This window comes from Citrobacter sp. Cu096 (assembly GCF_030332285.1).
Classification (GTDB): domain Bacteria; phylum Pseudomonadota; class Gammaproteobacteria; order Enterobacterales; family Enterobacteriaceae; genus Citrobacter; species Citrobacter meridianamericanus.
Map to the genome: position 1 here is coordinate 126,476 of NZ_JAOWID010000024.1, position 12,635 is coordinate 139,110.

At 50.6% G+C, this 12,635-nt stretch carries 14 protein-coding genes and 1 pseudogene; 6 read left to right on the forward strand and 9 right to left on the reverse strand.

Translation table 11 applies throughout. The features are described 5' to 3' along the window. Positions 1-3 precede the first annotated feature (3 nt). Together glnG and OGX99_RS11150 are read left to right on the forward strand one after the other, a co-directional pair. Entirely contained in the window at positions 4-1,413 is a 1,410-nt protein-coding gene (gene glnG / locus OGX99_RS11145; protein WP_151218406.1) for a nitrogen regulation protein NR(I), read from the forward strand. Positions 1,414-1,524: 111 nt separating this feature from the next. Beyond that, positions 1,525-1,635 (forward strand): YshB family small membrane protein, encoded by a 111-nt coding sequence (locus tag OGX99_RS11150; RefSeq protein ID WP_003028631.1) that lies wholly within the window; start codon positions 1,525-1,527, stop codon positions 1,633-1,635. Positions 1,636-1,674: 39 nt separating this feature from the next. Here the strand turns inward: OGX99_RS11150 and hemN are convergent, their stop codons facing one another. The 3 genes and pseudogenes from hemN to OGX99_RS11165 all read right to left on the reverse strand — a co-directional run bounded on the left by hemN (position 1,675) and on the right by OGX99_RS11165 (position 4,050). Then, a complete protein-coding gene (gene hemN, locus OGX99_RS11155; protein ID WP_151218405.1) occupies positions 1,675-3,048 on the reverse strand; it encodes an oxygen-independent coproporphyrinogen III oxidase in 1,374 nt (457 codons plus the stop codon). A 188-nt stretch (positions 3,049-3,236) separates the two neighbouring features. Beyond that, a complete protein-coding gene (gene yihI, locus OGX99_RS11160; protein WP_247605078.1) occupies positions 3,237-3,746 on the reverse strand; it encodes a Der GTPase-activating protein YihI in 510 nt (169 codons plus the stop codon). 106 nt (positions 3,747-3,852) lie between these two features. Continuing rightward, positions 3,853-4,050, reverse strand: a pseudogene (locus OGX99_RS11165) (hypothetical protein). A 260-nt stretch (positions 4,051-4,310) separates the two neighbouring features. Between OGX99_RS11165 and yihA the strand changes: the two are divergent. After that, the gene (yihA, locus tag OGX99_RS11170; RefSeq protein ID WP_003840416.1) at positions 4,311-4,943 is read left to right on the forward strand and encodes a ribosome biogenesis GTP-binding protein YihA/YsxC; all 633 of its coding nucleotides are present in this window, start codon (positions 4,311-4,313) and stop codon (positions 4,941-4,943) included. A gap of 118 nt (positions 4,944-5,061) precedes the next feature. Here the strand turns inward: yihA and spfP are convergent, their stop codons facing one another. The 3 genes from spfP to OGX99_RS23885 all read right to left on the reverse strand — a co-directional run bounded on the left by spfP (position 5,062) and on the right by OGX99_RS23885 (position 8,613). Then, positions 5,062-5,109, reverse strand: coding sequence for a small protein SpfP (gene spfP / locus OGX99_RS23880; RefSeq protein ID WP_071892919.1), 48 nt, complete (start codon positions 5,107-5,109; stop codon positions 5,062-5,064). Positions 5,110-5,275: 166 nt separating this feature from the next. Then, a complete protein-coding gene (polA, locus tag OGX99_RS11175) occupies positions 5,276-8,062 on the reverse strand; it encodes a DNA polymerase I (RefSeq protein ID WP_151218403.1) in 2,787 nt (928 codons plus the stop codon). Positions 8,063-8,277: 215 nt separating this feature from the next. Next, on the reverse strand, positions 8,278-8,613 hold the full coding sequence (locus OGX99_RS23885; protein WP_279574308.1) for a hypothetical protein: 336 nt from the start codon (positions 8,611-8,613) through the stop codon (positions 8,278-8,280). Between OGX99_RS23885 and yihG the strand changes: the two genes are divergently transcribed. Continuing rightward, entirely contained in the window at positions 8,507-9,361 is an 855-nt protein-coding gene (yihG, locus tag OGX99_RS11180) for a 1-acylglycerol-3-phosphate O-acyltransferase, YihG family (protein WP_502873429.1), read from the forward strand. The two genes, OGX99_RS23885 and yihG, sit on opposite strands and share 107 nt — an antisense overlap. Before the next feature lie 12 nt (positions 9,362-9,373). Here yihG and dsbA read toward each other — a convergent pair whose 3' ends face one another. From dsbA to OGX99_RS11195, 3 genes are all read right to left on the reverse strand, one after another. Further along, the gene (gene dsbA, locus OGX99_RS11185) at positions 9,374-9,997 is read right to left on the reverse strand and encodes a thiol:disulfide interchange protein DsbA (RefSeq protein WP_003028621.1); all 624 of its coding nucleotides are present in this window, start codon (positions 9,995-9,997) and stop codon (positions 9,374-9,376) included. Positions 9,998-10,013: 16 nt separating this feature from the next. Then, positions 10,014-11,000 carry a serine/threonine protein kinase gene (locus tag OGX99_RS11190; RefSeq protein WP_151218402.1) on the reverse strand — a complete coding sequence of 329 codons (987 nt, stop codon included), beginning with the start codon at positions 10,998-11,000 and terminating at the stop codon, positions 10,014-10,016. A gap of 75 nt (positions 11,001-11,075) precedes the next feature. Further along, complete coding sequence (locus OGX99_RS11195; protein ID WP_003028616.1) at positions 11,076-11,345, reverse strand: YihD family protein; 270 nt, start codon at positions 11,343-11,345, stop codon at positions 11,076-11,078. A gap of 69 nt (positions 11,346-11,414) precedes the next feature. Here OGX99_RS11195 and mobA point away from each other — a divergent pair, with 69 nt between their 5' ends. Together mobA and mobB are read left to right on the forward strand one after the other, a co-directional pair. Continuing rightward, positions 11,415-11,999 (forward strand): molybdenum cofactor guanylyltransferase MobA, encoded by a 585-nt coding sequence (mobA, locus tag OGX99_RS11200; protein ID WP_151218401.1) that lies wholly within the window; start codon positions 11,415-11,417, stop codon positions 11,997-11,999. Next, positions 11,996-12,499 carry a molybdopterin-guanine dinucleotide biosynthesis protein MobB gene (gene mobB, locus OGX99_RS11205; RefSeq protein ID WP_187260245.1) on the forward strand — a complete coding sequence of 168 codons (504 nt, stop codon included), beginning with the start codon at positions 11,996-11,998 and terminating at the stop codon, positions 12,497-12,499. Before mobA ends, mobB begins: the two co-directional genes overlap by 4 nt. Positions 12,500-12,635 lie beyond the last annotated feature (136 nt).

The window sequence follows — 12,635 nt, forward strand, 5'->3', positions numbered from 1 at the left end:
TTTATGCAACGAGGAATAGTCTGGGTAGTTGATGACGATAGTTCCATCCGTTGGGTGCTTGAACGTGCGCTCGCAGGGGCAGGACTAAGCTGCACAACATTTGAAAGCGGTAAAGAGGTGCTGGACGCGCTGGCCAGCAAAACGCCTGACGTACTGTTGTCGGATATTCGCATGCCGGGCATGGACGGTCTGACGCTGTTAAAACAGATCAAAGCGCGGCATCCGATGCTTCCGGTCATCATAATGACCGCACACTCCGATCTGGATGCTGCAGTCAGCGCCTACCAACAAGGGGCGTTTGATTATCTGCCCAAACCTTTTGATATCGATGAAGCCGTAGCGCTTGTCGAACGTGCCATCAGCCATTATCAGGAACAGCAGCAGCCGCGCAATGTTCAGATCAACGGCCCAACAACTGACATCATCGGCGAAGCGCCGGCAATGCAGGATGTCTTTCGCATAATTGGCCGACTGTCCCGGTCGTCAATCAGCGTATTGATTAACGGAGAGTCCGGGACCGGTAAAGAGCTGGTCGCCCATGCGTTGCATCGTCATAGCCCGCGCGTCAAAGCGCCATTTATCGCGCTGAACATGGCGGCTATTCCGAAAGACTTGATCGAGTCCGAGCTGTTTGGCCATGAAAAAGGGGCGTTTACCGGGGCGAATACGATTCGCCAGGGACGCTTTGAACAGGCTGACGGCGGTACGCTATTTCTCGATGAAATAGGTGATATGCCGCTGGACGTGCAAACGCGTTTACTGCGCGTATTGGCCGACGGCCAATTTTATCGCGTTGGCGGCTATGCGCCCGTGAAGGTGGATGTACGTATTATCGCCGCCACACACCAGAATCTGGAACTGCGCGTACAGGAAGGCAAATTCCGCGAAGACTTATTCCATCGTCTGAACGTCATCCGCGTACATTTGCCGCCGCTGCGTGAACGTCGGGAAGATATCCCACGTCTGGCGCGTCATTTCCTGCAGGAGGCCGCGCGCGAACTGGGCGTTGAAGCCAAACAATTACACCCGGAGACCGAGGCGGCGCTGACCCGTCTGGCCTGGCCGGGTAACGTGCGTCAGCTTGAGAACACCTGCCGCTGGTTAACCGTCATGGCCGCCGGACAGGAGGTGCTGATTCAGGACTTACCGGCCGAGCTGTTTGAAACCACCGTGCCTGACGCACCGTCCCATATGCAGCCAGACAACTGGGCAACCCTGTTGGCACAGTGGGCAGACCGGGCCTTGCGTTCCGGTCATCAAAACCTGCTTTCTGAGGCTCAACCGGAAATGGAGCGCACGCTGTTGACCACCGCGCTACGTCATACCCAAGGGCACAAACAGGAAGCCGCACGCCTGCTTGGCTGGGGCCGCAATACCTTGACACGTAAGTTAAAAGAACTCGGAATGGAGTGACGATTTGTCACTGTGTAAAGATTGATAATTGAGCGCAAATTGCTGCTATTTTGCGCTTTACTGTTCCGATGAGTTAAGTATGATCGTGCCCGGCAAACGGGGGAAGTCATCATGCTGGAATCAATGATTAATCTGCTGTCGAGCGGTGCGGTCGAAAGCCATACGCCACAAACTGCGGTTGCCGCAGTGCTGTGTGCGGCGCTGGTAGGGCTGTTCAGCTAAGCAGTTTGCCCGGTGGCGCTGGCGCTACCGGGCAAAACGTTAAATCACCCGTGAGAACTGCTGCATCCGCGCTTTCTGACGCAGATAAGCATCAAAGCACATGCAAATATTACGGATCAACAGGCGCCCCTTCGACGTAACCTGAATCCCCTTCTCATCCACATCCACCAGCCCATCTTTCGCCAGTGGTGCCAGCAGTTTCAGGTCTTCGGCAAAATAGTCAGCGAAGTTCAGATCCCATTGCTGTTCCACAGCGGCATAGTCGAGGCGGAAGTTGCAGATCAAAAGCTTAATCACATCCCGACGAATGCAGTCGTCGCGGGTCAGCGTAATTCCACGCCACAGCGCGTTCCCCTGCTCGTCGACCTGCTGGTAATAGTGCTTCAGCTCTTTCTGGTTCTGCGCGTAGTTGTCGCCAATCATGCTGATAGCCGATACACCCATCCCCAGTAAATCAGTATCGCCCTGGGTGGTATAACCCTGGAAATTACGATGCAACACGCCTTTGCGTTGAGCAATGGCCAGTTCATCGTCCGGGCGGGCAAAGTGATCCATGCCAATGAACTGATAGCCGGCTTCGGTCAGTGAAGAGATGGTCTCCTGCAGAATATCCAGCTTCTGCTGCGCGCTGGGCAGATCAGCATCTTTAATCTTGCGTTGAGCAGCAAACAGCGTTGGCAGGTGCGCGTAGTTAAAGACGCTCAGACGGTCTGGATTCAACTCAGACACGCGTTTCAGGGTGAAGGCAAAGCTTTCCGGCGTCTGTTTTGGCAGGCCATAAATCAGATCAATATTTGTTGAGGTAAAGCCAATCTCCCGCGCATGATTCAGCAGCGCAAAGATAAACGCCTCATCCTGCTCACGGTTCACCAGGCGCTGAACTTCTTTGTTGAAATCCTGTACCCCCATGCTCAGACGGTTAAAACCTTCAGCACGTAAATGATCAAGGACATCCAACTCAATTTCGCGCGGATCAACTTCGATCGAGATTTCAGCGTCATTGTTAAAGTTGAAGTTACCACGCAGTAACGACATCAAACGGCTGATTTGTGCTTTGTTCAGGTACGTTGGCGTACCGCCGCCCCAATGCAACTGGCTGACATGGCGTCCGGCGAACAGCGGAGCGCGATGAATGATTTCTTGTTCCAGGGCATCGAGGTATTGATCGGCTTTATGCTGCTGGCGAGTCACAATCTTGTTGCAGCCACAGAAGTAGCACAGTTTGTGGCAGAACGGGATGTGAACGTACAGCGAGAGCGGACGCTCAGGATAACGCGCCACGGCCTTTAGAAATGCTTCTGTGCCGTAGTCTTCAGAAAACTCCAGCGCGGTCGGGTACGAGGTATATCGTGGCCCGGAATAGTTATATTTCTGGATCAGGGCCAGGTCCCAGTCTATTAGCTGCTCTGACATGCTCACTCCTTCCGATGGCGTCTCTGGCGGGTACGGCGTACCGGCTTAACCCCTGTGCGGGTGATGAGCCGGTTGCGCAGCCACTTCTGTCGCCGCGACAACCGCTGTAGTTTAACGAATAACCACACCAGATAACATATAACCGGAAGGGTTATAAGCAGGACGGGAAGACCCACGGTGTAAAACCGTTAGTTGCCGCCTTTCAACAGGCGCATCATGTCTTCCTGCTTTTCTTCCTCTTCCTCTTCTTCCTCGTCATCGTAAGAAAGCCCCAGCTTTTGCATCAGCTCATCGATGCGGTCCAGCTTGGCATCAACCCAGGTTTGATCTTCCGCGCTCAGGGTTTCTCCTGCTTCAAGACGCTCCAGCAGCGCATCCAGGCGCTCATCCGTTTCCAGTAAATCCAACTCAGCCTGTGGTGAAAGCATAGGTTTCTCACTCTTCGGTTTGTGCTGTTTGGTGACTTTTTCGGTCACGCCCAATGGAATGGGTTTTTTGCTGCCAGTACGAGGATCTTTTTGCTTATTTTGGTTTCCGCCACCAGATGCGCCTTCACTACCGGACGCACGGCTACCTGCCGCATGACCACGGTGTTTTTTCTGACGCTTACGGTCGCGAGCTTCCTGATTAATTTCTTCGCGTGTTTTACGACGCGCTTTTGCAGGACCTTTACCGCGTGGTGTAGAAGTTGGTTTCATCATGATTCGTCTTTGGCTGTTTTTATTCAGTATATAATTGCGCCGGAATCTAGCAGAAATAAAGAAAAAAGGCGACAGAGTAATCTGTCGCCTTTTATCCTGACTCTCAACCCTTACGGGCTCTACTATCCCTGTTGGCTATCAACACACCCTGTTTTTCCCTTAGCCTGAAACATTCCGTGTTGTTTCCATTTCCTTTTATCAACGTCTCCGGACGTTTGTCTTCCTGACAATCCTGTGTCTTCGCCTCCTGGCGCTCCTGACCCTCATCCTGAGTCGTCTATCCTGTCAGCTTCCTCGCTATGGATACTACTTTACCTTTTTAGCTTAATCGTACAAGTAACCTGGGTAACAATTTCAACTTTTCAGAATTTAACCCGTTCGTAATTGCATGATTTATTTGAATGAGTCCAATGTATGACGTGCCATCTCGTATAGAAACTATCAGCAATGTCTCACAAAGTGCGAGGTTTTTACTTACACAGCCCGCACGTCGAAAAACCAGCCTTTTGCTGGGGTTCAGGTATAATCGCTGCAAAGCCCTGATTGATGGAGAGGACTGCTTTGACTAACTTGAATTATCAACAGACGCATTTTGTGATGAGTGCGCCTGATATTCGCCACTTACCTTCCGACACCGGAATAGAAGTGGCTTTTGCTGGCCGTTCCAACGCAGGCAAATCCAGTGCGCTAAATACCCTGACGAATCAAAAAGGTCTGGCGCGTACATCTAAAACGCCGGGTCGTACCCAGCTTATCAACCTGTTTGAAGTTGTTGACGGCAAACGCCTGGTCGATTTGCCAGGTTACGGCTATGCCGAAGTGCCGGAAGAGATGAAACGCAAATGGCAGCGCGCGCTGGCTGAATATCTGGAAAAACGTCAGAGCCTGCAAGGTCTGGTGGTACTGATGGATATTCGCCACCCGCTAAAAGATCTCGATCAGCAGATGATCCTGTGGGCGGTTGAGAGTAACGTTCAGGTTTTGGTGCTGCTGACTAAAGCAGACAAACTGGCCAGCGGCGCACGCAAAGCGCAGTTGAATATGGTACGTGAAGCCGTACTGGCATTTAACGGTGATGTGCAGGTAGAAGCATTTTCATCACTGAAAAAGCTGGGGGTGGACAAACTGCGGCAGAAGCTGGATAGCTGGTTTAGTGAACTGGCACCGATTGAAGAGATGCAGGACGGGGAATAACCCACCGTATTGCCGGATGGCGCCACCACGCGTCTTATCCGGCCTACAGTATGTGCGAAACCTTCTTTCGCACAATAAAAAACGCCCCAGTCATTACTGACTGGGGCGGCTAAAATATTCAGCCAAATCCGATTACGTGAAGTAAAAGGTCTGAAAGATAGAACATCTTACCTCTGTACCCTACGTGAATAACTTTACTCTTTTTTGAGCAGCGCAGAAAGCACTTTTTGTAATTTTTTTTCATTCCTTACATAGGGAATTCTAATGGACATCACAAAAAGTTCTATCTTATGTTGCTTAGTTACGAAAAAGAGCCGTTATTCAGTAAACCCTTAGTGCGCCTGATCCCAGTTTTCGCCACTGCCGACTTCCACCAGCAACGGCACGTCAATCTGGGTCTCGTTTTCCATCAGTTGGTGGATCTTTTTAGAGACGCTTTCAAGGTCATCTTTATGCACTTCAAACACCAGTTCATCGTGTACCTGCATGATCATACGCACACGCGGTTGCTCGGTTTGCAGCCATCCGTCTACCGCAATCATGGCTCGTTTTATAATGTCTGCGGCAGTACCCTGCATCGGGGCGTTAATTGCCGCGCGTTCTGCACCCGCGCGACGAGCACCATTACTGGATTTAATATCCGGTAAATAGAGGCGACGCCCTTCCAGGGTTTCGACATAACCTTGTTCTTTCGCCTGCGCCCGCGTACGTTCCATATATTCCAGCACACCAGGGTAGCGCTCGAAGTAGAGGTCCATATACTTCTGCGCTTCTTTACGTGGAATATTCAACTGGCGCGCCAGACCAAAGGCGCTCATTCCGTAGATCAGACCGAAGTTGATGGCTTTCGCGCTGCGGCGTTGTTCACCGGTCACAGAATCCAGCGGTAAGCCAAAGACTTCCGCCGCCGTTGCACGGTGAATATCTTTCCCTTCGGCAAACGCGGTAAGCAGACCTTTATCACGCGAGAGATGCGCCATGATGCGCAGTTCAATCTGTGAGTAGTCCGCAGAGACAATCACATAGTCTTCTGGCGCAATGAACGCCTGACGAATACGACGACCTTCCTCATTACGTACCGGGATATTTTGCAGGTTCGGATCCGTTGAAGACAGGCGACCCGTTGCGGTAACCGCCTGATGATAGGAAGTGTGCACACGCCCGGTTTTCTTGTTTATCATCAACGGAAGCTTGTCCGTATAGGTCGACTTCAGTTTTGCTAAACCACGATATTCCAGGATCACTTTGGGCAACGGGTAATCCAGCGCGAGCTCTTCCAGTACTTCTTCCGACGTTGATGGCGCGCCGCCCGGCGTTTTCTTCAGCGGCTTAATACCTTGCTTTTCAAACAAGATAGTTTGCAGTTGCTTGGTGGAGGAAAGGTTAAAGACTTCTCCAGCGATCTCATGTGCTTTTTGCTCCAGCTCATTCAAACGCAGCGTCAGCTCTTCTGAATGCTTGTGCAGAACAGCCGGATCGATTTTCACACCGTTGCGCTCAACGCGAGACAAAACCGGAACCAGCGGCATATCGATATTTTCAAAGACGTTCAGCGGCCCTTTATGCTGCTGCAATTCTGGCCACATCTTCAGATGCAACTGTAGTGTAACGTCGGCATCTTCCGCAGCATAACGACCGGCTTCTTCCAGCGCTATCTGGTTAAAGGTCAGCTGGTTTTTGCCCTTTCCGGCGATCTCTTCAAAGGTGATGGTTTTATGTTTCAGCCAACGGTCCGACAGGCTGTCCATATCGTGTCGGCCAGCGACGCTGTTAAGAATGTAGGATTCGAGCATGGTGTCAAAGGTGATGCCGCGAAGCTCGATGCCATAATTGGCCAGGATACCACGATCGTACTTCAGGTTTTGTCCAACTTTATGCGCGTTCTCATCTTCCAGCAGCGGCTTCAGGAGCGCCAGCGCGCGGTCGCGAGAGATCTGATCGGGGGCATCCAGATAATCATGGGCAACAGGAACATATGCAGCCACACCCGGTTCAATGGCAAAAGACAAGCCAACCAGATTAGCGGAGATGTTGTCCAGGCTGTCAGTTTCAGTATCAAAGGCGAAGACGGGCGCTTTCTTCAGCTTTGCAATCCACGCTTCCAGCGTTGTTTCGTCCAGAATTGTCACATAGTTGTCGTAGGAAAGCACCGTGGCAGGTTGCTCAGTTTTTTCATCGACAACGATGGTTTCCTGTGATTTTGCCGCCGGTTTTGTTCCCTTCGCCTGTAGCCATTTACCCGCTTCAACGTCGCTAACCCAACGTTTGAATTCATACTGTTTAAACAGACCAAGCAGTTCTTCTGCTACCGGCTGACGGACTTCCAACTGCTCGCAGGTCAACTCAAGCTCAACATCCGTTTTAATGGTAGCCAATTGATATGAGAGGTACGCCACCTCTTTATTCTGCTCAAGCTTGCCCGCCATGGTTTTTGCACCACGGAATGTCAGCCCCGCAATTTTGTCTGATTCAGCATAGAGAGTATCCAGCCCACCCAGCCCCTGCAGTAGCGCCTGCGCAGTTTTTTCACCCACGCCAGGAACACCCGGAATGTTATCTGAGGAGTCCCCCATCAGCGCCAGGAAATCGATGATCAGTTCTGGTGGGACGCCGTATTTATTCACCACTTCATCCGGACCGAGGATCGTATTGGTCATGGTGTTGATCAGGGTGATATTCGGTGTCACCAGTTGAGCCATATCTTTATCACCAGTGCTAATCAGCACCGGACGACCCAGCTTCTCCGCTTCCCGCGCCAGCGTACCGATGACATCGTCCGCCTCCACGCCAGAAACGGCCAGCAGTGGCAGCCCCATCGCTTTCACCATCGCATGCAGAGGTTCAATCTGCGCACGCAGATCGTCCGGCATGGGTGGGCGGTGCGACTTGTAGTGTTCGAATAACTCATCACGGAAGGTTTTACCCTTGGCGTCGAATACCACCGCTGCGTGAGTTGGCTGATATTGCAAAATCAAGCTACGCAGCATGTTAAGGACACCGTACATCGCACCAGTAGGTTCTCCTGCGCTGTTTGTCAGCGGCGGAAATGCGTGGTATGCGCGATACAGGTAAGATGAGCCATCTACAAGGATAAGTGGGTTTTCTGGGATCTGAACCATAATGTCCGTGCCTGTTTATCAGATTATGGGTAAAGGATGCCACAGACTGGATGAAAACATGAGTTTTTCGCCGCATTTGTCGAAAATCTTTTGCAGATCTTCTGCTTTGCTCGCAAACACGACTGTGGATAACTTTGTGAATAAATAATTTTCAGCTCTTTAAATATAACATGGCAATTATTGCCTCATATTATTTTTATATGTATTTCAATGAATTAAATAAATGCACAGCATTTTATTCCATTTTCACAGCTTATATCCTGATGTGGATAGATATTCCTGTTTTTTCTATTCAGGGAAGAACCATCATTTGGTCCGTTTTCTGATAAAATCAGCCCCTTGCGCCTCTTTAGCGCACTGTCTATGGCTAACCTTTTGAATAATTTAATTATGACGAGAATACTCGCTGCGATAACGCTGTTACTGAGTATCGTATTGACCATATTGGTCACGATTTTTTGTTCTGTGCCGATCATCCTTGCCGGAGTTGTGAAACTCCTTTTGCCCGTTCCTGTCGTCTGGCGCAAGGTTTCCGTGTTCTGTAATTTCATGATGTACTGCTGGTGTGAGGGTCTGGCGCTACTGCTGCACCTCAATCCACGTTTGAAGTGGGATGTCGAAGGGCTGGAAGGTCTTAGTAAGAAAAACTGGTATCTGCTCATTTGTAACCATTACAGCTGGGCCGATATCGTTGTGCTTTGCGTTCTGTTCCGTAAACACATCCCGATGAATAAATATTTCCTCAAGCAACAGCTGGCCTGGGTACCCTTTATTGGCCTGGCCTGCTGGGCGCTGGATATGCCGTTTATGAAACGCTATTCGCGTGGCTACCTGCTCCGCCATCCGGAACGGCGCGGTAAAGATGTCGAAACAACGCGTCGTTCCTGCGAGAAATTTCGTGCGCATCCGACAACCATTGTGAATTTTGTTGAGGGTTCACGGTTTACCAAAGAAAAACGCGAGCAAACCCGTTCCCCCTATCAAAACCTGCTTCCCCCCAAGGCGGCCGGTATTGCGATGGCATTGAACGTCCTGGGGTCACAGTTCGATAAAATGTTAAACGTCACGTTGTGCTATCCGGAAAACAACAGCAGACCGTTCTACGATATGCTGAGCGGTAAGTTAACGCGTATCGTCGTGAGGGTGGATCTGGAGCCAGTCCATGAAGAGTTGCATGGTGATTACGTGAACGATAAGGGCTTCAAGCGTCAGTTTCAGCTATGGCTGAATATGCTGTGGAGTAAGAAAGACGCGCAGCTCGACGCAATTAAAGCCTCAAATAAAAAAGCCGGTCAGTGACCGGCTTTTCTTTTACTTCTGGCCTACCAGATACTTCACGGTATCCGCATACTGTTGTACAAAGATATCCATGCTGCTGGTATCCATACCCTGCGGGTTAACCTGATATTTGCCATTCACAAACATCGCCGGAACACCCTGCAGCTGCAAATCAGCCGCCGCTTTTTCCTGCTGCGCCACGAGTGATTTCACCACGAAGCTGTTCCATGCCGCATCATAGTCTTCGCCTTTAATACCTGCGTCGACAAACACTTTGCGGATATCAGCAACAGACTGAACGGTCTGAGTTTTCTGAACCCCTTCAAACAGCGGAACAGTAACCTGATCTTCAACACCCAGCGCCATAGCAACCGCCCATGCCTGCGTCAGATCTTTACCCAAAGGTCCCAGGAATTCGACGTGGTATTTGGTCATCTTGGTGCCTTCCGGCAGCTTTTTCTTCACGTTATCAGACACGTGAAGCACTTCTTCAAACTGGTAGCAGTGCGGGCAGTAGAAGGAGAAAAACTCCAACACTTGCGGTTCACCCGCAACAGGCTTCTCCAGGGTGATGTATTGTTTGCCATCCTGGAATTGCGCTGCAGATGCGCTAAAAGCTAAAACCATACCAGCCAGCGCCAGCCATATTTTTTTCATGTTCACGTTTCTCCGATTAATACATTGGCGTTAATTGTAAGGGGGGCTCGTGCAGAATTTTTGCCTGCTCAATAAAGGTCGCGGTCTGACGATGCCAGTAATCTTCCCCGGTTAACCACGGGAAGTTTTTTGGAAACGCAGGGTCAGCCCAACGTCGAATTAGCCAGGCAAGATAATAAACTAAACGCATAGCGCGTAAAGGTTCTATAAGTCCGATTTCAGAGGTGTCGAACTCACTAAACTCTTCATAAGCTTCAATAATGGTTTCAAGCTGCATGCGTTGTTCAGCTTTATCGCCATTGAGAAGCATCCATAAATCCTGAACTGCCGGGCCATTACGGGCATCATCTAAATCGACAAACATCGGGCCATCGCGCCACAAAATATTACCGGCATGGCAATCACCGTGCAGGCGTAATGTGTTAAAACGCGTATGCCAGCGATCGGTAACGAGCGCGATCAGCGCATCCGTTGCCTTCAGGAAGGCTGCTTTTTGCCCTGATGGAATCAGCGGTGCGTGTTCAAAAACGTTACGCGGCTCAGTCAGATACTCTTCAAGGCCAATCGTTGGGCGAAAGGCAAAGGTACGCTTGCAGCCGGTCTGATGCATACGCCCCAGATAGCGACCCACAGCCTCCATCTGATCGATATTGTCGGCCTCAAACTGGCGTCCACCGACGCTGGGGAAGATCGCATAATGAAAACCTTGATGACTTAGCAGCGTTTGGCCGTTTAGTACCAGCGGCGCAGCTACCGGGACTTCATCGCTCACCAGTTCCAGAGCAAACTGGTGTTCTTCCTGGATCTGATCGACAGACCAGCGTTCAGGGCGATAAAATTTAACGACAAAGCGTCGACGATCTTCATCCTGGAATTGATAGACACGGTTTTCATAGCTGTTAAGCGGGGTAAGCCCGGAATCCACCCGGATCCCCTGCTCAAACAGTGCATCCATGATGGTATCCGGGTGTAGCGTCTGGAAATTAAAAGCGTTGTCGTTCATCCCATCATCCGAAAATACTACGAATAATTCAGGATATCATTTCGCAGGGCTTTCGGTGGCGGCGATTACAAGCTTTTACTCTTTAATTACGCCACGTGCGCGGAGTAGTGCGGTTTTGAAATCTTCTTCATAATCTTTCTGAATACCTGGGATGACAGCGTCTTTCGCTGAGTCACGCATTTTCAGATGATAGATCAGAATGTCATCAGTTAAATCCGCCAGTTCGCCGTCAAAACCTGACTCTTGCGCCAGTTTCTGTAAAAATTGCATCAGGTTAAGATCGGGTTCTTTCTGCCAGGCTGGCTGGAGGAGTTCAATAACTTCATTCAGACGTTTACATTTCATGGTTGTGCTCCTTAGGCTCAATACGGATACGTTAGCAGGGTCAATCCCACATTAAAAGAGGCGATATCAGTGATTCTGGATAGTGCAATAACAGGGGTTGTGCTGGCAGGTGGTAAGGCCAGACGGATGGGTGGAACCGATAAAGGTCTGCTTGAGCTTGACGGTAAACCTCTTTGGCGACATGTGGCAGATACCCTCGCTTTGCAGGTCGAAACCGTGGTGGTTAATGCCAATCGCCACCGGGAGATTTACCAGCGAAGCGGCCTGAAAGTGATCCCCGACTCATTGGCCGATTTCCCTGGCCCACTGGCCGGGATGCTGTCAGTATTCCTGCAGCAAGCGGGAGACTGGTTTCTATTCTGTCCGTGCGATATGCCCTATATTCCTCATGATCTGGTTACACGTTTGAAGGAGCAGCGTAAAGCTGCGCCGGTTGTCTGGGTACATGATGGAGAAAGAGATCATCCGGCCATTGCGCTGATGCACCGCTCCATGCAGCCCTTGCTGCAGGATTATCTTCAGTCCGGTGAAAGACGCGTTATGGTCTTTATGCGCCAGGCTGGCGGCCACTCCGTCGACTTCAGCGACCACAAAGATGCGTTCGTGAACGTGAACACCCCCGAAGAACTCGCAAAATGGCAGGACAAATCATGATCCCTTTACTCGCCATTGCAGCATGGAGCGGCACGGGAAAAACTACTCTGCTCAAAAAATTGATTCCGGAGCTACGTGCCAGAGGTATTCGTCCCGGATTGATTAAACATACGCATCACAATATGGATGTCGACAAGCCCGGCAAAGATAGCTATGAGCTACGTAAAGCCGGGGCAGCACAAACGCTAGTCGCCAGCCAACAACGTTGGGCGTTAATGGTAGAAACACCGGAAGAACCCGAACTGGATTTAGCGTATCTGGTAAGCCGGATGGACGTTTCAACGTTAGATATGGTGCTGGTTGAGGGCTTTAAGCATGAACCTGTCGCCAAAATCCTGCTTTTTCGCGACGGTTGCGGTCATAGTGCTGAAGAATTGGCACTGGATGAATATGTTATCGCAGTTGCCAGTGATGTTCCGCTTGCTGTGGATGTTCCACTGTTAGATATCAATGATATACAACAAGTTGCTGACTTTGTTATGCAGTGGATAAGACGATAGCAGCGGTGTCGTGATTCGCTTTTCACCCGATGGCACGCGCTGCGCCGCAGCCGGCGGATTTCACGGCGCACAGACGCAAAAAAGCCCATCCGGCAGGATGGGCTTCTTCACTTTATTTGATGCCTGGCAGTTCCCT